Here is a 22,641-nt window from a genome sequence, read left to right as displayed (position 1 = left end):
CAATTAATACATAGTAAGTTATCCGATGAGTTAGTAATCACTATCAATGAGGTGAATTTTGGTATCTGTACGTAGCATATCAGCTAACGCAACCATATCTTCGGGTACATCGGCGTGCCAAGTCATTTGCTCACCTGTTATCGGATGATATAAAGATAACATTGCCGCATGTAAAGCTTGGCGCTTAAATTGGCGTAACATTTCTCGTAACTCTTCCGAGGCATTTTTTGGAGGACGCGGACGGCCGCCATAAACTGGATCACCCGCCAGAGGATGAGTAATATGAGCCATGTGAACACGGATTTGATGGGTTCGACCAGTTTCTAAACGTAAACGTAAACGAGTATGTAACCTGAACTTTTCCATTACACGGTAATGCGTTACCGAAGGGCGACCTGAAAAAGTAACTGCCATATGTGTACGTTTTGTAGCGTGGCGACCGATAGGCTGATCAACCAAGCCACCAGCGGTCATAATACCACTGGCGATAGCTTCGTATTCGCGGGTAATTTCACGCGCCTGTAGTGATTCAACTAGGTTTGTTTGAGCAGCAATCGTTTTTGCCACTACCATTAACCCCGTAGTATCTTTGTCTAAACGGTGAACAATACCAGCGCGCGGCACAACATCTAACTGCGGGCAGTGATGTAGTAAGGCATTTAAAACCGTACCGTCAGGGTTACCTGCACCAGGGTGTACGACAAAGCCTGCGGGCTTATTAATGACTAAAATATCATCGTCTTCGTACACTATATCTAAAGGTAAGTCTTGTGCCTGAAAGCGCACTTCGCTCTCAACTTCGGTATCAATGGCAATTTCTTCACCACCAAATATTTTTTCTCGTGGTTTATCGACCACTAGCCCGTCAATCGTAACGTGACCGGCTAAAATCCATTCTTTTAATCGTGAACGTGAATAATCAGGGAACATTTCGGCCAAAGTCTGGTCGAAACGTTTACCTAAGCATGATTCGGGAACCGTGTCCCGGTGTTGAATTATCTCAGCCATCAAACTCTCTATTAATTAGCACTGTGCAAGGCAGGATTGCTAGGTTAGAATGCTATGGCTTATTTTACCTCTTTGCTCAAGCAATTACATTAAGTAATTATAGTGAGGAAGATATTTATTTTAACTAAAACAAAGTAGTGATATTGAAGTCTATGGAAAAAGTGACAATAAAAATAATTTGCCTTGCGCTAGTGTTAGCATTAACAGGCTGTTCGGGGACAAGCGATAAAGATATTCAAAAAGTGCCAGACAAGTCAGCTCAAGCATTATTTTCTGATGCTAGAGCCTCGCTTGATAATGGCTTATATCAAAAAGCAATCCAAATTTTATCTGCGATAGACTCTCGATATCCTTACGGGCCAATCTCTCATCAAGTACAATTGGATTTAATTTATGCTTATTACAAAAGCGGTGATGCAGCACAAGGATTAGCACTTACTGATAGATTTTTAAGGCTAAACCCTGCACATTCAAATTTAGACTACGTCTACTATATGCGTGCCTTAATCAATGTTGCTACCCAAGAAAATTTATTTCAGAACTTAGCAGGAATAGATCGTTCAGACCGTGATCCAACGGCGGCACGTGATGCTTTCAATGATTTAAAAATAGTATTAGAGAAGTATCCTGACAGTAAATATGCTGCAGACTCTCGCCAACGCATGATTGCTATTAAATCACGCTTAGCAAAATATGAGTTGTCGGTTGCACGTTATTACTTAAAACGCGAAGCCTATGTTTCTTCTGCTAACCGAGGAAAATATATTGTTGAATATTTCTCCCCTAGCCCAGAAACAGAAGAAGCATTAGAAATTATGATTGTCTGTTATGGGAAGTTAGGCTTAAATGATTTACAGATTAATGCCAGACAAGTTTTAGCAGCAAATTATCCTAATAACCCGAGAGTTGCTAAATAAACGCTTTATTTTTTATGAACATCGTCGTTCCTTCACATCCATGTGATCTCGACATTGCCAACATGGATGTTGGTACTTAGTTTTTGTCTGGAACAAAAAAACTGACCGTTCATCCTGAACATCGTTGTTCCTTCACATCCATGTGATCTCGACATACCGTTCATCCTGAACATCGTCGTTCCTTCACATCCATGTGATCTCGACATACCGTTCATCCTGAACATAAAATACCAGCTTGGTGCTGGTATTTTTTTAACAGGTTAAAACTAGATAGCTTCTTCGTCTTCTTCTCCCGTACGAATTCGTATCACCCTTTCAACATCTGTTATAAAGATCTTACCGTCACCAATTTTCCCCGTTTGTGCGGTTTCTAAAATGGTGTTTACGCAGCGTTCAACATTTTCTTTCTTCACTACTATTTCTAACTTTACTTTTGGCAAAAAATCTACCATATATTCTGCGCCACGATAAAGCTCTGTATGCCCTTTTTGACGTCCAAAGCCTTTGACTTCTGATACTGTCATTCCCGTCACACCAATTTCGCCTAGTGCTTCACGTACATCATCCATTTTAAATGGTTTAATTATCGCTTCTATCTTTTTCATTTTACAGCCTATAGGTTGATTTACGCGTCAGCATTTTACTGATAATTATTATTATCTACATCACAACTAAATATCAAGTAATTGTACACAGAATTAGCTTATACCCATAGTGCAAAAATTCTAATTGAAGATAGACTTTGTTACACTAGACGTACCTGCTGTAATAAATCAGCTTAAAAGTAACATGCTACATACTCCAGAAGGAAATATCATGGGCGCCCAGGCAATAATCAATGAAATGAAAGTATTACCTGAAATTGATGCTGCGTTTGAAATTGAACGTCGAGTTAATTTTATCAAAAAAAAATTAATACAATCGGGGCTTAAATCTCTTATTTTAGGCATAAGTGGTGGCGTTGATTCCTCTACTTGCGGGCGCTTAGCACAACTCGCTATTGACGCTTTAAATAACGAAAGCATTGAAAACCAACCGGTATATAAGTTTATTGCTATAAGACTTCCCTTTGATATACAAGCAGATGAAGATGACGCACAACTTGCCCTTGAGTTTATAAAACCTAGCCATAGTTTAACCACTAATATCTTTGCAGGCACAGAAGGCATTCATACTGAAACCATTAGCGCATTGCAAGCTGCTAACCTTTTAACCGCTAATGCCGCACAAGTAGATTTTTCTAAAGGTAATGTCAAAGCTCGCACTCGCATGGCAATGCAATACCATGTTGCCGGCATATTAGGCGCTTTAGTACTAGGCACAGATCACTCAGCAGAAAATATAACTGGCTTTTTTACTAAATGGGGTGACGGGGCCTGTGATTTAGCACCTTTATTTGGCTTATCTAAACGACAAGTAAAGCAGCTTGCTAGCAGTTTAGGTGCTCCAGCTCAATTAATTGATAAAGCGCCAACTGCTGATTTAGAAGAATTGACGCCAAATAAAAAAGATGAAGATGCACTAGGCATGAGTTATGACCAATTAGATGATTTTTTAGAAGGTAAAAACACCGATAAATTAATTGAAGAAAAAATAATTTCTATCTATGTGAAAACGCAGCATAAACGTTTGGGAATCCCGACAATATATGAAGGTTAACTAATTTATTTTGGAAAATTTCAATATTTTTGACTATACCTAGTACTGAATGTTTACTCAACTAAGGAATGGTTGTGGTGTCAAAGTATAATGGATTTACGATTATCGAATCGATGGTTGCGCTAGCTATAATGCTAACTTTGCTTTCGATTGGTGTTCCTAGCCTAAATAATTTCATTGTTTACACTCGCGTAAACAATGAAATATTCACCCTACATCGTCTCATTTTAATCACTCGAAATAGCGCATTAAGCAATAATACTAGCGTAACTTTATGCCCATTAAATAGCCAAGGTAAATGCAAAAACTTATGGCACCAAGAGCTGAGTGTATTTACTGACATTAACAATAATAAAGTCTATGAACCGGCACTGAATGAGCAACTTGTCGCTCAAAAAAATGCCATAAAAGTGGGAGATAAACTGCAATATGGCAAAACACGTATCGGTTTAACCTATGCTCCAACCGGACATTTATTGGGCTGGGGACAAAATGCTACCTTTAGCTATTGCCCTGAGTATCATAATGATAAAAACCGAGGTATTGTTGTAAGAAATTCAGGTAGAGCCTATGTTAGCGCAGCCAATAAAACTAACGGCAAGCATGTCAGGCGCACAGGGACTAAAATAAAATGTTTTTAATTGATTAATTTTCGTCTGCTTTCTGTTGAGAGCTATTATTTTAATCTTCATTGCTGACACACAGCTAAGTTATATTTGATAGACATATATACCTTCTCCACTTAATAACAGGCAACATTTATGACATAGTGATTAGCTGCTTACAGACTAAAATAACAAGGCAGTGCGGCACTCATTTTGAAAAGTGAGTGAAATAAATTAATATCCCTAATATCAAGACTGTAATTAGCACCTATGATCTAAACAAAATCTCTAGCTGCGCTTAAGCAACAATGTTATAAGTAAAACATTAATCTTCACTAAAGCTGTCGTTGTGTCTAAGTTATATATCCAAAAATCTCAAAATAAAAAATTAATCACAGGCTTTACTATTGTTGAGTTACTTATTGGCATTGCTATTATTGGTATATTAACAGCCATTGCTGGCCCTAGTTTAAGTCAATTTATAGTGCAATCAAGAGTTGACAATGAAATAAGCGAAATTCATCGCTTAGTATTAACAGCAAGAAACAGTGCGATCAATAGTGGTAAAAATGTCACCCTTTGCCCATTAAATGGGACAACTTGCAGTAGCAACTGGCAAAGTGAATTAAGTGTCTTTATTAATAGTGACAGTACCTTCGCTAACAATAATACTTATGACAGTGCAAACGAAGAGATGGTTAAAGTTAAAGGCAAAATAGCCAACGATGACACCTTAGAATTCAGCCAAAACCTTATTGTTTTTGCACCAACGGGGCGCTTAGTTTCTGGTGGCAATAGTAATTTCAGTTATTGCCCTAAAGGTCATAATGATTTATCTCGTGGCGTTGAAGTTTCTCTGTCAGGTCGAGTATATGCTACTGCTGATACCGATAATGACAATAAAGATGAAAATAGAAATGGTACTGAGGTTTCTTGTAGTTAATATGCCCAATAACAGCTATTGGGCATAATCATAGAATAGAATAACTTTAGCTAAGCAAGGCTATTTATGCGAACAGCATATTAACGAGGTTGTTCGTCAAATAGCTGATTCGCTTTAACCGAGTTAAATTTAGCTTTTAACAGTACACACTCAAATGCCCGATACACTTGCTGTCTATCTTTAGAAAAAGGTGTTGGGACTTTGCGATTAGCTAGAGTATCCACAAGTTTATTGACTCGACTTTCTTTCACGCTAGCAAAGTAAATCAACGGCTTACCGCCAACTAATTCAATATGACATTTAACATCAACCTTGTACTTTTTTACAACTATATTAGCGGCAGCCACATTGCAATTTACATTAATCAATAGTAGTAAAGTAACCACAAATATTATATTTTTCATTTTATTGCTCCCAACAGGCGTTAACCGGTAATTTTTTTCCAGTATTGCTAACAGATAACGTCGGACAGTTACTGTCATTTGATTTTTGTGGTTTAAGTGCTGTCGCCGTTAAGACAAAACCTTCATTGGCAAGTATTGCATCAATACTGTAGTAAGAATTTTCAGTAATAAAGGGATCATTATCTAGTCCTAACGCTGTCATATCATCAGTGTATGCTCTTGTATCAACATAAAGCTGCTCTTGTATATTAGCTATTCTTAGTAATTCTCGTTGAGCCTCTGTGCGATTTGAGCGCGCAACAAAGTCAGTATATGAAGGAAGCGCTACAGCCGCTAGAATCGAAACAATGGCAACCGCTATTAACAGCTCGACTAAGGTAAAGCCATTAAGTGCTTTAATTTTTAACATTATGGTCCCTCTTTAATGTATAAATATGTTCGCATTGTCTGCAACTTGAAAGGTGTAATGACTACCTCTCTGCCAACAATGATATTGCCAATCGTGTCGCCGTTAGCGTCAGGTACAACAATTAAGGTTGGCGCACCTAAAAACTGCTCACTTACTTTCACACTTCTGACGGCATCGTCGGGTGGTACATCATCAGTTGGCACATCATCATTTTTCTGCCAGTTATAAACCGCAGTGCCTAGTGCAAGGTCGACTGCATATAATAGTCCGGTACCATTTGGTTGTTCACAATAGACAACGTTGGGATCTAAATTAGGAGGGATAAAGGTTGTAAAAAAAACCACACCATTGATAACAATAGCTTCAGCCGTACTTTTTTCACCTGAGCCTTTAAGGTTTATAAACCAACCCGATTTTTTGCTAACATCTCTTGCTAATTCGTTACGCTCTATAGTTGTCAGTGTTTGTGCAAAAGGGTTATTGGTATAATCATATAAATTAGCTCTCAAAAGTGCTGTCGGGGCTTTTGGCTCTATAGCACTATAAAACGACTTAGTTTTAATCTCTTGATCTTTAATCATAAAGAATGTGTCATCAGTATCTGTACCTAATGGGTTTGATCTGTCACCACTACCAATAAGTACCGCGTCGTAAGGTTTTTCTTGATGGCTTGTAATTGTTACATCGTTATCGTCTTCGTCTTTTTCTATGGTTTGAATTGTTTCACTAATAAAGGTACGAACGATAGATGGCTCATTAAAAAAGCGTAAATCAGTGCTATTTGTTATTCCGCCTAACTCCGCTAACTTAAAGACCGTCCATGGGTCATCACTGTCAGCGGGATCTGCACTAGGCATATCAACACGCCAAACATTGCCTCCCGTGTCACCTGTGTATAATCGATCAATTAAGCCATCGCCATCACTGTCTAATATGGCAATACTTGAGGGAATACTGTCTTTGCCAGCAAACACGGTATCACCACCACTACCAGCAGGAGCCATACTCCATTTTAACTCGCCAGTTTTAGCATCAGTCATATAAACAGCGTTGCCCTGAACATCAGCATCTGTTGGTGTCTTAGAATCGTTTACCACATCATAACCACCACCGAAAAACAGTACTGGCGCCGCAACCGCACTATTACCAGAGCCTAAAATATTTAGCTTAGAATAACCAAGTTTGGGTTGAGACCATGATTGCCCTAAACGGCCAAATCCTGTGGTTGAGGCATCAATGTGCCACAGTTTACTTGGGGAATTTGGATCACTAATGTCTAGTGCATAATATGAGGTTCCACCACGTCGTAAACCAAAAAATATCCACACTTTATCGGTACCATTTATGACACCGTCACCATTCTCATCTTTTACGTATGAGGTTATATTGCCATCGACACCATAAACTTTCCCTGCTGTTGAATAGTTTTCTCTTAATGGTTTAATATTTTTAAAAAATTCTTTTGGCATAAAGGCCCAACTTTCATCAACAGAATCGCCTTTATCCTCAAACATATGAAGTGCACCGGCATTAGTGCCAATAATAATTCGAATGCTATCGCCATAATTAACCACTAACGGCTTAGAGTGCAATGGATCACCAAAAATATCTGGGCGCATTGTGGGTATGGAGTCATCCGCTAATTTAATATTATCGACATTCTCTCCCCTTGCCCAACGTAAATAAGTGCCAACCTCATCCTCATTAACATCTAATGCTGTTGCAAGTTCAGCACTGCCACCAAATGATGTTTCAGCTTGAGTCTGTGTTAACAAGGCTAAAGCATCACCGCTGCCAATATCACTATAAACTGATCGGTTAGTTTTATTGCGTAACATTTCAGCTACGCCACCTTTTGTTACAACAGCACCATCTTTGGCGTTATCTGCTGACCAAAAGCTTGTAACATCCTTAGAGAATTGACCGCTATTAAGATCCAGTGCTGAATTGCCGTGTTTACCGACTTGATTGCTACTAACGACTTTATACTTTTTAAGGTTACCTTGCCAACGCGGCCCATTTTCAGGTTGAAACATCGCATAATATACAGAATTTAATGTTTCAGTTCTGTCAAAGTTATTAGCAGCAACAGATGCTGACGTTAAACTGTCATTGCTAGGTTCTAAATCTTCCAAGGCACCAACCAAAGCAGCAGTTAACTGGGCACTATCTGTTGCACGAAAATATTTTCCACCACCAAGATCTGCAGTTTCTTTTAGTAATGGTGCCGCATCATCCGCACCCGCACTAAAACCAATAGTGTAAATATCTGCTGTCTGCTTACCAGTTAACTCGGTATTAAGGTCTCTATTACTCATCCATTCGGCTAAACCAGCAAGATAATTGCCTTCAAATTTACTACCGGTGAAATTAAACGTTGTGCCATCCTCAACCGCAGACAAAGCTTCAACACGACTATCAGCGTGATGATCAAATTGCGGTTGACCATCAGTAATTAAAATAACGTAAATTTTATCGCTACAGCTTGAAAAAGGCGAAATATATTGACTTGATGATTCAATTGAAAGGTCTCTAGGAGGGGTGTTTTTTGTGTAATTATAACTATCAACATTAATGTCATCATCACCATAGTAAACCTCAGCACCAGAAAAATAGCGTGATGCTTCATATAAAGTTTCACATAATGGTGTACTACCATTTGCAACAATTTCGTTGTTAACCATATTTAACAGCTTATTTCTATTATTATCAGTCAGTTCTTTAATACCCGCTACGATACGACCGCCGTTGCCACTATTTGAGTTATCACCATAATTAAAGTTAAAAACTTGCAGACCAAAATCAATCGACGGTGCAGAGGTAATGACATCATTGATACTTTCTTTTGCCATCTCCATTCTGCTTCGCTGTTCTTCTTGAGTATTATTACCGTAATACCAACGTAAATAATTTTCAGTATACAACGTCACTAATTTACCGCTCCAAACGACATCTGAGCTGTCTATATCATCGGTAAAATACTCGGGATTATTTTTATCACCTAGAGAGTTGGCGGGGAAACCTGGTTCAAAACCATCGGCATTATTTGTATTACTATTTAAGACATCATCTTCACAATCTAATACGCTTATATTAGAACCGTTATTATCTGAAAGGTTTTCCCATTGACCAGTATTATCTGTAAATTGATATTGTCGAATATGAGTGGTATAAAAACCGTTGTTCGCTAATGAAGATTTAGCACTACTACAACCATTTAAAGACGCTAAAAAACGCCTCTTTTCAGAGGAAGTATCAGGCTTAGGTATCTCATCACCCTTGTTATAATATAAATGTTCGCTTGAAAACTTTTCCCTCTCGGGGATTGCAGGATAGTCCTCGGCTGGATTATATCTAATTTTAACAGTTTCTTCTGTATTCATACTACCAGAATCATCAAGAATAATAAGCACTTGTGTTTTTGAGGCCGCGACTTTAACCGTTTCGTTAACGTACAACTCAATATCTTCACTATATGATAGGGTTGATGTTAATACTAATAGGCTTATGGCAAAAAATCTTTTCACGTTGTTAACTCCTGTATTTAACTTAAACACCTATAAATTCATCGTAAAAGCTGCTGAACAACCCCGGTATTTACTTCAACTTCATTGGTGTTTTTTCGTCCATATTTTCGCACCACTTGCACGCGTAATACATTACAAGTAAATATTTGCACTGAAGAAGCCGATTTTGAGTGGGGGCAATCAGCTTCTAGCTCAAGATCATTATTGGCAACATTAACCTTGGCTGTGGTATCACTACTGGTATTGGTAATATTTAAACTACCTGTAACGTTACGAAAACTCTCGTCTTGAAATCGTACGATAGCAGAAGCAAATTTATTGTTTCCTGAGTTAGCATTAACTTGTCGAAAAATGACCTCGTCACTAGCACTGATTGCTTCTTGTGTAGCAACCACTTTTTCTTCGCTAGCACCTGACATTTTCATATCTGAGGTGGAATTTTGCATCAAGGCCCCAGCAACGGCGGTTAAGGCAATAAGAAATACCAAAGCCACGATCAATACCACACCTTTTTGACCACTCAATGAACGAGTATTAACTGTCAGATGGTGAGGGTAAATTTTTTCGCTTACCATGAGTCGACTCCGGCATTGTATAAAGTTACTGTAGAGTTAAATAATAATCGACGATAATTATCATCAAAAGTCACAGGAAAATCGCCTAAATTATAGGTATTAGTATTAGTATATTTGTTATCGGGAAGAATGCTGCGCGCCAGCACATAAATACGTACGGCCAAAATTCTATTATTACTACCATTATCCCATTGGGTTGAGGTCATGTTATCTGCCGCAAGAGCGGTACGTTCATCTGCGGATAGAAAGGTATCAACAATGCCGTATCCTGCACTACCTGGAGCGTCAGTGTCGATGCCATACATAAAACGGATCATTTCAATACCATCAATGATAGGGTCAAAAGCCATGTTGGTTGTTAAGCGCCCTTGCATTAAGCTGGGCACAGTATTATTGCCTTGGGCTTCTTCCCTAATGTAATAAATATGATGCTGGTACTCCCAAACTTGGCTATTTGAGACCGTTGGTATATTGCTACCAGTAAATATTTTTGCTTCACTTGCGTTTGAAATAATATAGTAATTATTGCTAGTGCTTGCTGCCAAAGGTTGAGAAATAGCCCGTTTTATTTGAATAATGTCAGACGTTATTTTTGCATCATCAATACAGCCCATAAGGGAACTATTTGTTACTGTTTTCCCCCAAAGCGTTCTAAAATGCCCGGCCGTATTTGGAAAAGTGCCATTATTTAAACCTTCGCCCACACATTCGTTGCCTGGTGCGGCACCTGGTGATGCAGTTAACATTGAACGGTCTAACGTGCCACTGTAATCACCCCAAAAATTTTGTCTGAGTAAATCATCACTAAGAACACTTAGGGCAAAACGGCCATTTTCTTGTAACTCACCATAAGTTGCTGTTTCTTGTGTCGTCGTTTTCATGCCAACAAAAACACTGAGTACGCCGGCAAAAAGTGCTAAGCCAACAGCTAAGGAGATAAATATTTCTATTAAGGTATAACCACGTTGATTATTCATATTAATTTATAAATGCCTTAACAATAACTTGTCGCCTTTTGGCGCCAGCTTTACCACAACTGTCTTTTTTGGCGTCAGCTATGTCTGTACGCCCTTCCCAGCTAACGACTACAGTTACGGCATTCAATGCTTGACTTATACATCCTCTAACGCCCGTTAGGCCCGCTCGATTATTACCGTCATTAACAACATCAGCGCCCATAAGCGACATTTCCCATTCGTATTGATCATTAATCACCATTTCTGCTGGTGTACAGAGGCTAGCAAGCTTATAACAACGATTAGCTGGCAATGAATTAAGTGTTTCGCCGTAATTGGTAGCAGCATATTCAGCTAATATAGTGGCATTATTACTGCGCATACGCTCGACAATATCTTGCGCTAATGCGGACGCAACCGAGCGTTGCATAGCATCAAAGCTACCTTTTTTAGCCGAAGCTTGCATGGCTACTGCACCTAAAATACCTGTCACTAAAATAAAAACAGCGACTAACACTTCAATAAATGTCATGCCGTTACTTAAAGAAAGCTTTTGATGTGAGAAACGAGAAAATGAATTACTCAATATTTAATCTCCCTTTAAATAAGAATAAGCAAACAACAGATGTCTTTACTATGGTTGAAAAACTTAACCGACTGAAATAGATGGTTTTACACGAAGAAATGCGCAAATAGAGATCGGGGAAATCACTACTAATTAAACCATCATATGTGTTAAAAATCACACTGGTGAACTGCATTAACCCATGCCTTAAATTATGTTACGAGTATTTTTCCTTGTTTTTAAACACTGCACGGCTCATAAATGCAAACTTAACATCATAAATGATCATTGGAATTAAAAAAGTCAGTAAAATGTAGGTGAAATTTAAGCAAAAACAAGTAAAAATCTCTACACGTTACCACTGCAAATAATATACTTTAAGATTAACGCAATTCTATCGGTACCGCAAATACAGTATTCTCTGCTCTGCCTGGGTATTCAATAACCTCTTTACCACCAAGAGATTTAAGCGCCTCTATAACTTGCTTAACTAAGATTGCTGGCGCTGAAGCTCCTGCTGTAACCCCCACTTTTTCAATACCATCTAACCATGAAACATCAATATCAGCGGCTGTATCAATTAAATATGATGTGGTCCCTATTTTCTCCGCTAACTCTCGCAAGCGATTAGAGTTAGAGCTGTTTTTAGCGCCAACCACCAGCATTAGTTGTACGTGTTCTGCGATAGAACGTACCGCGTCTTGACGATTTTGTGTCGCATAACAAATGTCATCTTTACGTGGCCCTTGAATCAAAGGAAACTTAATTCTTAAGGCGTCAATAACGTCACTGGTATCATCAACAGATAATGTCGTTTGGCTGCAATAATAAAGTTTTTCTGGATTTTTTATTTCAAGTGTTGCCACATCTTCAGTCGATTCAACTAAATAGATACCACCTTGAGTGCTTTCATATTGCCCCATAGTGCCTTCAACTTCTGGGTGACCCGCATGGCCGATAAGAATACATTCAATATCTTTTCGACTCGTACGTGATACTTCCATGTGGACTTTAGTAACTAAAGGACAGGTGGCGTCGAATACTGTTAATCCGCGATTTTTCGCTTCATTGCGCACGGCTTTTGACACACCATGAGCGCTAAAAATCACGGTACTGTCGTCAGGTACTTCGTTGAGCTCATCAACAAATACCGCACCACGTTCTTTTAAGCCATTAACCACAAACTTGTTATGCACCACTTCATGACGCACGTAAATAGGTGCTTCAAATAAATCAAGCGCCCTATCTACGATACTAATAGCCCGGTCAACGCCGGCACAAAAACCTCGAGGGTTAGCTAAAATAATTTCCATAACATTCTCATTATTGCTTAACTGACTGAACTTATTTACTTACTTACTTATTTACTTATTTACTTACTTAGGTAACTTCAACAACGTCGATAACAAAAGTGACTGTTTGTCCCGCTAGCGGATGATTGAAATCGATAGTGACTGAACTGCCTGAAACATCTTTTATCATGCCGGGTAGCTCACCACCTGGTTGACTAAAAGTAATGATATTACCTACTTTTGCGGGTGCGTCTGCACTAAACTTACTAATATCCATATAATGAATATTTTCAGGTAAGGGCTCACCAAATGCATCAACAGCGGCTAAAGTAAATTCTTTACTCTCGCCAGCTGACATGCCAGTAAGTTGCGCCTCAAATGCCGGTGAAATACTGGTATCACCCATAATGATTTTTGCTGGCTTTTTATTAACCTTAGTGCTATCTGCCGCAGAGCCGTCAGATAACTTCATAGTGATATGCGCGATAATTTGTGAAGAAGCTGTTATTAAATTTGTCATATAAATATCTCTTTAAGTATTAATATCTTGTGTTTTTTTACTCGATTCATCATTTTTAAATGAATCAAAAATCATCAGCGCAGCACCAATAAAGATCATGGAGTCGGCGATGTTGAAGGCCGGAAAATGATAGCCAAAGCCATAAAAGTCGAGAAAGTCGATAACATAACCAAATAGCACACGGTCAATCAGGTTGCCAACAGCGCCACTTAGCATTAAAGCAAACGCCACTGATAATAACGCTTGTTGCTTGGGTGTTTTTGCCAACCAAACAATAAAAACAATACTGGCAATGGCAGCGATCGCCGTGAAAAACCAACGTTGCCAGCCACCTTGATCGGCAAGAAAACTAAATGCCGCACCAAGGTTATGGACATAAGTTAAGTTAAAAAAAGACAAAATATCGATTGATTGATATAAATCCATATTACTGACGACTAGTTGTTTTGTCACTTGATCAGCCACTAAAAAAATCAAGGTTAACCATAACCAACGTAGCCCTGTTTCGGTAAATAACTTTTTCATAGCACAATAAACTCTCTTATATTGCTCGCGTTTGAGGCGCGATTCTTGACTATATTAATAACGAGAAAACGTGCAGACTTTACTCAAGTACTACACGTTTTAGTTTCAATATCATTCGCCTATTTTTTGCTTAAGCAAATTGACGAACTTCACCGTCACCTTCTACATTGCTGATGCAACGCCCACAAAGTTCTGGGTGCTGCTCGTCTTGACCAATGTCTTGTGTAACATGCCAACAGCGCTCACATTTAACACCTTGTGCTGGGGCAACGGTTAGCCATAAACCTTCAACTTCAGTGGCTAAAGTATCTGCTGGTGCACTCTCAACAATTTCAACCACGGCTTTAGAGGTAATTAATACAAAACGTAATTCTTCGCCTAATTGCTGTAACTTTTCTGCCAGCACACTGGTAGCATATAATGTCACAGCGGCTTCAAGCGCCTTACCTACTTGCTTTTCTTTACGGGCATTTTCTAGCGCTTTATTCACTTCTGTGCGCATTAATAACAACTCGTTCCAGTAATCATTATTTAAAACGCTGGCCGTTGAAACTTTTGGTAAACCGTCAAACCAAACACCGGTAAAAACGAACTCTTCACGAGATTCACCTGATGCTGTTGGCAGCGCTTGCCAAATTTCTTGTGCCGTAAAAGATAAAATGGGTGCCATCCATCTTGTCATCGCTTCAGCGATTAAATACATCGCTGTTTGACAAGAACGACGAGCTACACTGTCTTCTTTAGCGGTGTATTGGCGGTCTTTAATAATATCTAAGTAAAAACCACCCAATTCTGTTGTACAAAAGTTCATTAACTTGTGCACGACCAAATGAAATTCATATTCGTCATAAGCCGCAATAATATCTGCTTGTAACTGTGCCGCTTTATCCACCGCCCAACGATCAAGTGCGACCATATCATCAAAAGCAATTAAATCTGTTTTTGGGTCAAAGCCATTTAAGTTTGATAATAAAAAGCGCGAGGTATTGCGAATACGACGATAAGCATCAGCTTGGCGTTTAAATATCTCATCGCCGGCAGTGATCTCTTGGGTGTAGTTTACCGACGCTGTCCATAAGCGTAAAATATCGGCACCTAGTGTATTGGTGATTTCTTTTGGCGTGATAACATTGCCTAAAGATTTAGACATTTTATGACCTTTAGCATCAACGACAAAGCCATGAGTGAGCACTTGCTTATAGGGTGCTTTACCATTCATCGCGACAGAAGAGATCATTGAAGACATAAACCAACCACGATGTTGATCCGAGCCTTCTAAGTACAAGTCAGCAATACCGTCAAATTCTTCACGAGCATTAATAACAGAGTAATGGGTTGTACCAGAGTCAAACCAAACATCGAGGGTATCAGGTACTTTAACGTATACTTGAGCATCATCGCCAATAAGCGCTGATGGCTCTAAATCAAACCATGCTTGAATGCCTTTCTCTTCAACAAGTTTTGCTACGCTTTCAATTAATTCAATCGTGCGAGGGTGCAAGGCACCAGTATCTTGATGAATAAACAATGCCATTGGCACGCCCCACGTACGTTGACGTGATATACACCAATCAGGGCGACCTTCAACCATAGATTCAATACGACGTTGGCCCCAATCAGGGATCCACCGTGTTTTTTCAATTTCTTTTAATGAATCTTGACGTAAACCTTTATTGTCCATGCTAATAAACCACTGCGGCGTCGCACGAAAAATTAAAGGTGTTTTGTGACGCCAGCAATGGGGATAAGAATGCTCTATCGCATGGTAATGCACTAATGTGCCATGTTCTCTTAGCGTTTCCACAACATTAGCATTGGCTTTAAAAACATGCTGACCTGCAAAAAGTGGGGTCTCTGCTAAATAAACACCGTTGGCACCAACAGGATTTGCCACTTCTAAATCATATATCTTACCGACAACAAAATCTTCTACACCATGGCCTGGTGCCGTATGCACTAAACCTGTGCCTGAATCGGTAGTCACGTGTTCGCCTAAAATTAATGGCACAGTGAAATCATAAAACGGGTGTTTAAGTTCAACAAGCTCTAAGTCGCTACCTTGACAAAAGCCTAAGGCTTGGTATTTATCAATACCAAAACGCTCCATACACGCAGTCACTAAATCAGAGGCTAAGATGAAACGTTCTTTGCCTTGCTCTGTTGCACATTGTACCAAGGTATATTCTACCTCAGCATTGACAGCAACAGCACGGTTAGCAGGTAATGTCCAAGGTGTAGTGGTCCAAATCACCACTGAAACTGAGCCTTCACCGACATGATCTTCACGAGGACCTTCTGGATGAATGAACTTATCAGCAATACTTTGATCAACCAGAGTAAATTTCACATCAATAGCGGGAGATTGCTTATCTTGATATTCCACCTCAGCTTCAGCTAAAGATGAACCACAATCTGTACACCAATGCACAGGTTTGAAGCCTTGGTGTAAATGGCCATTTTCAGCAATTTTACCCAATGAGCGAATAATATTAGCTTCGGTATCAAAATCCATCGTACGATAAGGCTTATCCCAGTCAGCAAACACACCTAAACGTTTGAAATCTTCACGTTGGGCATTAATTTGCTTGCCGGCATACTCACGACACTTTTCACGAAAAACACTAGCAGAAACCTTATGGCCTGGTTTGCCAATTTTTTTCTCTACCATTAATTCAATCGGTAAACCATGACAATCCCAACCTGGCACGTATGGCGCATTGAAATCTGATAAGGTTTTTGATTTAACAATAATGTCTTTCAAAATTTTATTAACAGAGTGACCTAAATGAATATCACCATTGGCATACGGGGGGCCGTCATGCAAAATAAATGATTTTTTGCCTTGTTTAGCGGCACGAATTTGACCGTATAAATCTTTTTCTGCCCATTCTTTCAGCATATTCGGTTCACGATTTGCCATATTGCCTTTCATGGCAAAAGAAGTTGCGGGCAAATTTAGGGTTTGCTTATAATCACTCATTAAAATAAATATCCGTTGTCGTAGTCACTAGGCTTTGCTTAGTATGATGTTATATTTTATTTTCTTAATGTATCGCTAATTTGTTACTCATTTACCAATGATTTATAGTTACGATGTCGTTAAGTAATAGCTAAATTTTGCACAAAAGTGCGGGCCTGTTCAGTATCGGTAGCAATTTGTTCAGTGAGCTCAACTAATGAGCTAAACTTATGTTCACCTCGTAGTTTTTTCAGCATAACTACCTCAATAATTGCACCGTATAGATCGTTATCAAAATCAAATATATGTACTTCTAATTGTTGCCTAATACCCGCAACTGTCGGCCTAGAACCTATATTTGCAACACCATAATGGTGACCAAATGGGCTTTTAACCTGTACCGCGTAAACCCCTGAAACAGGAGAAACCCGGCGTTTTAATCTTATATTAGCGGTAGGGAAACCTATTTCACGGCCGCGTTTATCACCATGAAAAACTTTGCCGATAATTGAATAGGGCCGCCCTAACATGGTTTTCGCGCCGTCTAAATCATCGATTTCTAGTAGCTGTCTGATTGCTGTGCTGCTTACCCGACAACCGGCTAATTTATGGCTTGCAGTATCGGTTACTGAGAAGTCAAACTGCTTGCCAGCGGCCTTGAGCATGGAAAAATTACCTTGACGGTTTTTACCAAAATGAAAATCATCACCAACAATCAAGTGTTTTATCGCTAAGCGTTTAACTAATAACTCTTTGATAAATGTCTCGGCAGTTAGACTAGCAAATTTCCTATTAAAATTGATACAAATTAATCTATCTATACCTAAGTTTTTTAATAAGACATATTTGTCACGTAATCGACACAATCGTGCGGGGGCTGTTTCAGGTGAAAATAACTCTTGAGGCTGGGGTTCAAAGACCAATACGGCAGCTTCGCAGTTCAGCTTTCTGGCTTTTTCAACCAAAGCGAGAATCACTTGCTTATGCCCTAAGTGAACGCCGTCAAAATTGCCAATAGTTAACACGCAACCTTGACGATTGTTATCAACGTTAATGTGCATGTTATGAATGCCACGTGTTAATTGCATGTAATTAAAAAACCTTACTGCCAATAGTGCTTTACTACTGGCTAAATCATTAAAGAATAAAAGCCGATGAATTATATAGTAGTCAGCAATAAGAATCAGCCCTTAGGCAGAGTTATTTTAGGGTAAATATCAGGTTAACTCAGCCTTTGTTGTCTAATCTTGATATCTGAAAGTCGAATGCCTAATAAAAGCAAGCAAATTAAATAGCTCACTATACCACTGGTAATGCAGATCAAAAGCTGGGTCACTTGTTTGCTAAAGCCATAGGCAAGCCAGACATCAAATTCAGGGGATACTTGATAAACAACTAAAGCCATTATCCCTGCAGAGCTAACAAGACGGGTAATAAACCACCATGTTTTACCCGACAACTGAAAAACGTTAGCCGCTTTTAACCCCTGATAAAGCATCAGTGCATTTAACGTTGCAGATAAAGTCGTTGCGATGGCTAAACCAACATAACCAAAATATGGTGCTAGCATCATATTAAACACCATATTAGCCACCATCGCTTTAATGGCAATTTTCACTGGTGTTTTAGTGTCTTGGCGGGCGTAAAAACCCGGTGCTAAGACTTTAATGAACATAAAACTTAATAAGCCTGAAAGGTAAGCAAATAACGCATAAGAGACTTGCAAAACTTCGTATTGGGTAAATTCACCTCGCATAAACAGTACCATAATAATAGGCTGTGCTAGCACCATCAACCCAGCTAGAGCCGGCAAACCAAATAGTGAAACAACTCTAATGCCCCAGTCTAAAGTATCACTAAATTCTTTAGTGTCTTTCTTAGTATGTAATTTAGCCAAGCTAGGTAATATCACCGTGGCAATACCTATACCGAATAAGCCCAGCGGAAACTCCAATAGTCGGTCAGCGTAATATAACCAACTAATCGAGCCGGTGATTAACATACTGGCGATAATAGTATCGAGCAGTAAATTTATTTGTGTTACTGACACACCAAACAGTGCTGGAATAATCAATTTCCGTATTTTGGTTACGCCAGGAGAATGCCATGACCATGTTGGCTTAACCAGCGCACCCGCCCGATATAAAAAGGGCAACTGAAAAGCAAATTGAATAAAACCACCTAAAAACACGCCCCAAGCAAGTGCAAATGCAGGGTTATCCATCACAGGTGCTAAGTAAATAGCGCAAGCAATTATGCCAACATTTAATAACACAGGAGTAAAGGCTGAGACAGCAAAACGACCATAGGTATTTAATATCGCGCCTGATAGTGCCGTAAAGCTGACAAACCACAAATAAGGAAAGGTAATTTTTAATAATGTGCTCGCCAGATCAAATTTTTCACTCGCTGGGCCATCATTTAACCAATCTAAAAACCAACCGAAGCCAAACAACGCTACAATTAATGGCGACGCTATCATGCCAAATAAGGTGACTAAGGTAATAATAACACCCAGTGTGCCTGAAACTTGGCCAATTAATTTACGGGTTTCGTTAGTGGCATGCTCTTCATCAAGGGTATGATATTCACTTAACACCGGCACAAAGGCCTGCGCAAAAGCGCCTTCAGCAAACAGCCGACGCAAAAAGTTAGGTATTTTATTAGCAAAGAAGAATACGTCAGCTGACGCGCCTGCCCCCATAATACTAGCAATAACAACGTCTCGCACTAAGCCAAGCACACGTGAAATTAATGTCATAGCACTGACAATAAGTCCCGACTTAATTAATTTTTTACTCAACCGGTCAACCTCAATTCCATACTTATTTAATCAATATTTTTCAACACATTCATGGCCATTTTATCCACTGATATTATGAGCGGATGTAAACCTTGGGTAATCATTAAAACAGAAAAAATTTTCGCATGATAAACAACATTTACCTATTATGCGGCTTTTATAATTTGATAGACAAGACTTTAATCCCCTAACGCTAATGTTTTGTTAGCAATCACTCAGCAACCAGATAATGCACTAGTGTTAAATCTAAAAGTGAGGTTTTTTGTTGAAAAAGTAATATAAATAGCAAATATATCGCAAATTAGTTAAATCATAGGAGAACAGCACTTCCAACTTTTAACTAAAAACTTTAGAATACGCCATTGGTTTTATTTATACAAACGGGTAATTATCCGAACGGTCAAATTAAAGCACTAAAGTATTTGACAAACCAGTTAAAAACAGGCATATTTCGTCGCCTTAAATTTAGGCAATATTTATTCAATTTTAGGAGTTCACCTTGGCTAACTCAAAGTCTGCTAAGAAGCGCGCATTACAATCTGAAACGCGCCGCCAACACAATGCAAGCCGTCGCTCAATGATGCGTACATTACTTAAAAAAGTAATGTCTGCTATCCAAGCCGGTGACAAAGAAAAAGCATCTACAGAATTTGCTGCTGCTGCACCGATTTTAGATCGTTATGCAAGCAAAGGTCTTATTCATAAAAATAAAGCCGCTCGTAGTAAGAGCCGTTTAAACGCTGCTATTAAAGCGCTTTAATTTTTTGTAAAGAATTAAAAAACCGGCTTTGGCCGGTTTTTTTATGCCCACAATTCCATCAAATCAAGCGTTTGTTATTGTTTGAGCTTGCGCTTAGCAGTGATTTTGGTAGTCTCTAGGCGGTATTTACCAAGAGAAACCTTACATGAAACTTTCAAAACTCGCTTCACTGCTGATCATTGCTGGCACATTAACCGCTTGTGGTGACAACAAAACAATAACACCGCCTGCAAATGTTAGCTTGTTACCTGAATATCAAGACCGCTTAAATATTTATAAAACAGTGACATTAAGTGCCGACTTATCGCACCTATCCACAAACCAGAAAAAAATGTTATCGCTACTTATCGAGGCCTCAGACATAATCGATGATTTATTTTGGCAACAAGCTTTTGGCCAAGATAAAACTAGTTTTTTAGCTGCAATAAATGACGATAAAGTGAGAGAGTTTGCCCGTATTAATTATGGTCCTTGGGATCGATTAAATGGTGACAAAGCTTTTTTAACTGATACCGCAGCAAAAAGCCCTGGCGCTCAGTTCTATCCCGCCGACATGAGCAAAGCAGAATTTGAAAAAGCCAGCTTTGATGACAAAAATGGTTTGTACTCGCTAGTAATGAGAAACGAAAATGGTGAACTAAGCACTATTGCCTTTTCAGAAGCCTACAGTGAGGAAATTAATCGCATTGCCGTTGTTTTAGAAAAAGCCGCGACCTTTGCCGATGATAAAGAATTCTCTAACTACCTTAACATGCGCGCTACAGCGTTACGTAATGATGACTTTCAAGCATCTGATCTTGCTTGGATGGACATGAAAAACAACCCTATTGATATTGTAATAGGTCCGATTGAAACCTATGAAGATCAACTTTTTGGTTATCGTGCCGCCTTTGAATCTTACGTACTGATCAAAGATATGTCATGGAGTGAAAAGCTTTCAAAATACGCCAATTTTTTACCTGAATTACAACAAGACCTGCCCGTTAGCAAAGAATATAAAGCCGAGGTTCCTGGCTCTGATGCCGACTTAAACGCTTATGATGTTATTTATTATGCTGGCCATTCAAATGCTGGCGGTAAAACGATTGCAATTAACTTGCCCAATGACGAACAAGTACAACTGGAAAAAGGTACACGTCGTTTGCAGTTAAAAAACGCCATGCGGGCAAAGTTTGACGCTATTATGTCCCCTATTGCTGAAACATTAATTGTGCCAGAGCAGCGAAAAAATGTCACCTTTACCGCCTTTTTCGCCAACACTATGTTTCATGAAGTGGCGCACGGATTAGGTATTAAAAACACCATTAATGACAAAGGCAGTGTCCGCCAGTCATTAAAAGAACATGCCTCAGCTTTAGAAGAAGGCAAAGCCGATGTACTAGGCCTTTATATGATACGTCAACTACTGGCTAAAAATGTTATTAGCGAGGGTACGCTAGAAGACTACTACACGACATTCTTAACGGGTATATTTCGCTCGGTGCGCTTTGGTGCAAGTTCAGCCCACGGTAAAGCCAATATGGTACGCTTTAACTACTTTGCTGAACATGATGCCTTCTCTCGTGACGAACAAGGCTTATATAGCGTTAATGTTGAAAAAATGACGGCCGCTATTGATTCACTATCTGAGCTTATTTTAATGCTACAAGGCAATGGTGATTACGAAGGCGTTGATAAATTAGTCGCAAAAAGTGGTGTTATTAAGCCTAATTTAGCAAAAGATTTAGCCAGTTTAGAAGCGGCAAAAATCCCTGTCGATATTACCTTTAAACAAGGTAAAAAAGTGCTTGGATTAAAGTAAAATCGACTACGGCTGAGGTCATATACTCAGCTACTTTTCATTAGGGCTAAACACCTGTCTAGCCCTGATTTTTCTACAACATTTCAAGCGCCCACAAAAGCAAGCAGGTTGAGTTCTAGATTCATACCAATTTAATTAATTAAGTGATCACCTTTTTCATGAGGAAAAATGGCTAAATACAAGGCATAAAATTTAGTCAGTAGTTATTCACCTTATAAATTTTATAACACCGTAGTTATTTATTTTAACCGTTAAAAATGAGTAGGTCATTAATCAACTTGGTATTATACCAGTTCCATTAAGTTTGTGATCTTGTTGTGCGCAGGAAAAATAATTCAAGGTAAGGCGCTCGATTGAGCAATAGCTGGCTATTGGGAGTGAGAGCAACACAGCCTTGAGCTATTTTAACTAGT

General features: G+C 39.0%; 20 protein-coding genes. 6 read left to right on the top strand and 14 right to left on the bottom strand.

Annotation, left to right across the window (positions count from 1 at the left end):
• Positions 1-30: 30 nt before the first annotated feature.
• Positions 31-1,008 (bottom strand): 23S rRNA pseudouridine(1911/1915/1917) synthase RluD, encoded by a 978-nt coding sequence (rluD, locus tag ESZ39_RS14070; RefSeq protein ID WP_146880537.1) that lies wholly within the window; start codon positions 1,006-1,008, stop codon positions 31-33.
• 152 nt (positions 1,009-1,160) lie between these two features.
• On the opposite strand from rluD, the gene ESZ39_RS14065 reads away from it, so the two are divergent.
• Positions 1,161-1,925: an outer membrane protein assembly factor BamD gene (locus ESZ39_RS14065; protein ID WP_146880536.1), complete on the top strand. Its 765-nt coding sequence runs from the start codon at positions 1,161-1,163 to the stop codon at positions 1,923-1,925.
• Between the two features lie 266 nt (positions 1,926-2,191).
• Here the strand turns inward: ESZ39_RS14065 and glnB are convergent, their stop codons facing one another.
• A complete protein-coding gene (gene glnB, locus ESZ39_RS14060) occupies positions 2,192-2,530 on the bottom strand; it encodes a nitrogen regulatory protein P-II (protein WP_077287161.1) in 339 nt (112 codons plus the stop codon).
• 211 nt (positions 2,531-2,741) lie between these two features.
• Between glnB and nadE the strand changes: the two genes are divergently transcribed.
• From nadE to ESZ39_RS14045, 3 genes are all read left to right on the top strand, one after another.
• Positions 2,742-3,584 carry an ammonia-dependent NAD(+) synthetase gene (nadE, locus tag ESZ39_RS14055; RefSeq protein WP_146880543.1) on the top strand — a complete coding sequence of 281 codons (843 nt, stop codon included), beginning with the start codon at positions 2,742-2,744 and terminating at the stop codon, positions 3,582-3,584.
• A gap of 77 nt (positions 3,585-3,661) precedes the next feature.
• On the top strand, positions 3,662-4,225 hold the full coding sequence (locus ESZ39_RS14050) for a GspH/FimT family pseudopilin (RefSeq protein ID WP_191321800.1): 564 nt from the start codon (positions 3,662-3,664) through the stop codon (positions 4,223-4,225).
• A 313-nt stretch (positions 4,226-4,538) separates the two neighbouring features.
• On the top strand, positions 4,539-5,132 hold the full coding sequence (locus tag ESZ39_RS14045; protein WP_146880534.1) for a GspH/FimT family protein: 594 nt from the start codon (positions 4,539-4,541) through the stop codon (positions 5,130-5,132).
• An 80-nt stretch (positions 5,133-5,212) separates the two neighbouring features.
• On the opposite strand, the gene ESZ39_RS14040 is transcribed toward ESZ39_RS14045, so the two are convergent.
• The 12 genes from ESZ39_RS14040 to murJ form a co-directional block, all read right to left on the bottom strand.
• Entirely contained in the window at positions 5,213-5,536 is a 324-nt protein-coding gene (locus tag ESZ39_RS14040; RefSeq protein WP_146880533.1) for a TapY2 family type IVa secretion system protein, read from the bottom strand.
• 1 nt (position 5,537) lies between these two features.
• Positions 5,538-5,945, bottom strand: coding sequence for a type IV pilin protein (locus ESZ39_RS14035; RefSeq protein ID WP_317615721.1), 408 nt, complete (start codon positions 5,943-5,945; stop codon positions 5,538-5,540).
• Entirely contained in the window at positions 5,945-9,472 is a 3,528-nt protein-coding gene (locus ESZ39_RS14030; RefSeq protein ID WP_146880532.1) for a pilus assembly protein, read from the bottom strand. Before ESZ39_RS14030 ends, ESZ39_RS14035 begins: the two co-directional genes overlap by 1 nt.
• A gap of 38 nt (positions 9,473-9,510) precedes the next feature.
• The gene (locus ESZ39_RS14025) at positions 9,511-10,047 is read right to left on the bottom strand and encodes a PilX N-terminal domain-containing pilus assembly protein (RefSeq protein ID WP_146880531.1); all 537 of its coding nucleotides are present in this window, start codon (positions 10,045-10,047) and stop codon (positions 9,511-9,513) included.
• Positions 10,041-11,024 carry a PilW family protein gene (locus ESZ39_RS14020; protein WP_146880530.1) on the bottom strand — a complete coding sequence of 328 codons (984 nt, stop codon included), beginning with the start codon at positions 11,022-11,024 and terminating at the stop codon, positions 10,041-10,043. Before ESZ39_RS14020 ends, ESZ39_RS14025 begins: the two co-directional genes overlap by 7 nt.
• A gap of 1 nt (position 11,025) precedes the next feature.
• A complete protein-coding gene (gene pilV, locus ESZ39_RS14015) occupies positions 11,026-11,589 on the bottom strand; it encodes a type IV pilus modification protein PilV (RefSeq protein ID WP_146880529.1) in 564 nt (187 codons plus the stop codon).
• 362 nt (positions 11,590-11,951) lie between these two features.
• A complete protein-coding gene (gene ispH / locus ESZ39_RS14010; RefSeq protein WP_146880528.1) occupies positions 11,952-12,881 on the bottom strand; it encodes a 4-hydroxy-3-methylbut-2-enyl diphosphate reductase in 930 nt (309 codons plus the stop codon).
• 67 nt (positions 12,882-12,948) lie between these two features.
• On the bottom strand, positions 12,949-13,380 hold the full coding sequence (gene fkpB / locus ESZ39_RS14005; RefSeq protein ID WP_146880527.1) for an FKBP-type peptidyl-prolyl cis-trans isomerase: 432 nt from the start codon (positions 13,378-13,380) through the stop codon (positions 12,949-12,951).
• A gap of 12 nt (positions 13,381-13,392) precedes the next feature.
• A complete protein-coding gene (gene lspA, locus ESZ39_RS14000) occupies positions 13,393-13,905 on the bottom strand; it encodes a signal peptidase II (RefSeq protein ID WP_146880526.1) in 513 nt (170 codons plus the stop codon).
• A gap of 130 nt (positions 13,906-14,035) precedes the next feature.
• Positions 14,036-16,885, bottom strand: a complete 2,850-nt coding sequence (gene ileS / locus ESZ39_RS13995; protein ID WP_146880525.1) for an isoleucine--tRNA ligase — start codon at positions 16,883-16,885, stop codon at positions 14,036-14,038.
• 119 nt (positions 16,886-17,004) lie between these two features.
• Positions 17,005-17,952 carry a bifunctional riboflavin kinase/FAD synthetase gene (gene ribF, locus ESZ39_RS13990; protein WP_146880524.1) on the bottom strand — a complete coding sequence of 316 codons (948 nt, stop codon included), beginning with the start codon at positions 17,950-17,952 and terminating at the stop codon, positions 17,005-17,007.
• A gap of 134 nt (positions 17,953-18,086) precedes the next feature.
• Positions 18,087-19,667 carry a murein biosynthesis integral membrane protein MurJ gene (gene murJ / locus ESZ39_RS13985; protein ID WP_146880523.1) on the bottom strand — a complete coding sequence of 527 codons (1,581 nt, stop codon included), beginning with the start codon at positions 19,665-19,667 and terminating at the stop codon, positions 18,087-18,089.
• Positions 19,668-20,166: 499 nt separating this feature from the next.
• On the opposite strand from murJ, the gene rpsT reads away from it, so the two are divergent.
• A complete protein-coding gene (gene rpsT / locus ESZ39_RS13980; RefSeq protein ID WP_146880522.1) occupies positions 20,167-20,427 on the top strand; it encodes a 30S ribosomal protein S20 in 261 nt (86 codons plus the stop codon).
• Positions 20,428-20,572: 145 nt separating this feature from the next.
• Positions 20,573-22,228 (top strand): dipeptidyl-peptidase 3 family protein, encoded by a 1,656-nt coding sequence (locus tag ESZ39_RS13975; protein WP_146880521.1) that lies wholly within the window; start codon positions 20,573-20,575, stop codon positions 22,226-22,228.
• The last annotated feature ends 413 nt before the right edge of the window (positions 22,229-22,641 follow it).

Source organism: Colwellia sp. C1TZA3 (genome assembly GCF_007954265.1).
Classification (GTDB): domain Bacteria; phylum Pseudomonadota; class Gammaproteobacteria; order Enterobacterales; family Alteromonadaceae; genus Cognaticolwellia.
This window is presented reverse-complemented; position numbering and strand designations above follow the sequence as displayed.